We start from the raw sequence: 1091 nt of genomic DNA, 5'->3' as shown, positions 1-1091 counted from the left end.
CCAACAGGCCGAGCAGTCGACGCGACCCCGGGCCTGATGCCAGCTGCCCGTCGGGCGCGAACCGGACGGCCGGGACCGTCCGCACCAGACCACCGGCATCGCGCTCGAGCACGGCGATCTCGCCAAGTCGTCGCACCCCTGAGGCTCGCGATCGCACGACATGCAGCACCAGGTCGAGCGCGGACGCCAGCTGGCTGTGCGCGGCCTCGCGCCCCAGCCCGGCGGTCAGGGCCAGGGCCTCCACCCGCGCCGGGACGTCACCGGCCGAGTTGGCGTGCAGGGTGCCGGACCCGCCCTCGTGCCCGGTGTTCATGGCGGCCATCAGATCGACGACGGCGGCGTCTCGAACCTCGCCGACCACGAGCCGGTCGGGCCGCATCCGCAACGCCTGCCTCACCAGGTCGCGCAGCGCCACGGCTCCCGCACCCTCCAGGTTGGCCTGGCGCGCCTCGAGCCCGACCACCTGGGGATGGGTCGGCCGGAGCTCGGCGGCGTCCTCGACGACCACGATCCGCTCGGCCGGGTCGACCGCGCCCAGCATCGCCGCGAGCAGGGTCGTCTTGCCCGTGCCGGTGCCGCCGCTCACGAGGAACGCGAGCCGTGCCGCGACCACCTGCTGCACGATCTCGAGCCCCTCCTCGGTCAGTGCGTGCGCCGCGTGCAGCTCCTCCAAGGTGAACCCGCCACGCCGGGGCACCCGCAACGAGATGGCGGTCCCCGGCTGGGCGAGGGGGGTGAGCACCGCGTGGCAGCGGGTCCCGTCCGGCAGCCGCACGTCGGCAAAGGGAGCGGCATCGTCCAGGCGCCGGCCACCGCTGGCGACCAGCCGCTGCGCGAGACGTCGGCACGCATCCTCCGAGCCGAGCACCACGTCGGTCCGCTCGAGGCCGCTGCCCCGGTCGATCCGCACCGGCCCCGGCCCGTTGACCAGCACGTCGGTGACGTCCGGCAGCCGCAGCAGCGGCTCGAGCGGGCCCGCGCCGACGATGTCCCGGCGGAGCTGCTCGTAGACGGCGAGCACCGTGGCGTCGCCGACCGGTCGACCGGCCGCCCGCAGCGCGTCGGCGACGCGGTGGGGGTTGAGCGCCCCT

The 1091-nt window shown here is 75.5% G+C and carries 1 protein-coding gene; it reads right to left on the bottom strand.

Annotation, left to right across the window (positions count from 1 at the left end; all coding sequences use genetic code 11):
- A partial coding sequence (locus tag E7Z54_RS14470; RefSeq protein WP_136434845.1) for a TadA family conjugal transfer-associated ATPase occupies nucleotides 1-1091 on the bottom strand: 1091 nt, incomplete at both ends.

Source organism: Nocardioides sp., assembly GCF_004803405.1.
Lineage (GTDB): Bacteria > Actinomycetota > Actinomycetes > Propionibacteriales > Nocardioidaceae > Nocardioides > Nocardioides vastitatis.
Note: the sequence above shows the minus strand (reverse complement) of the source record. Positions and strands in the feature narration are given on the sequence as shown.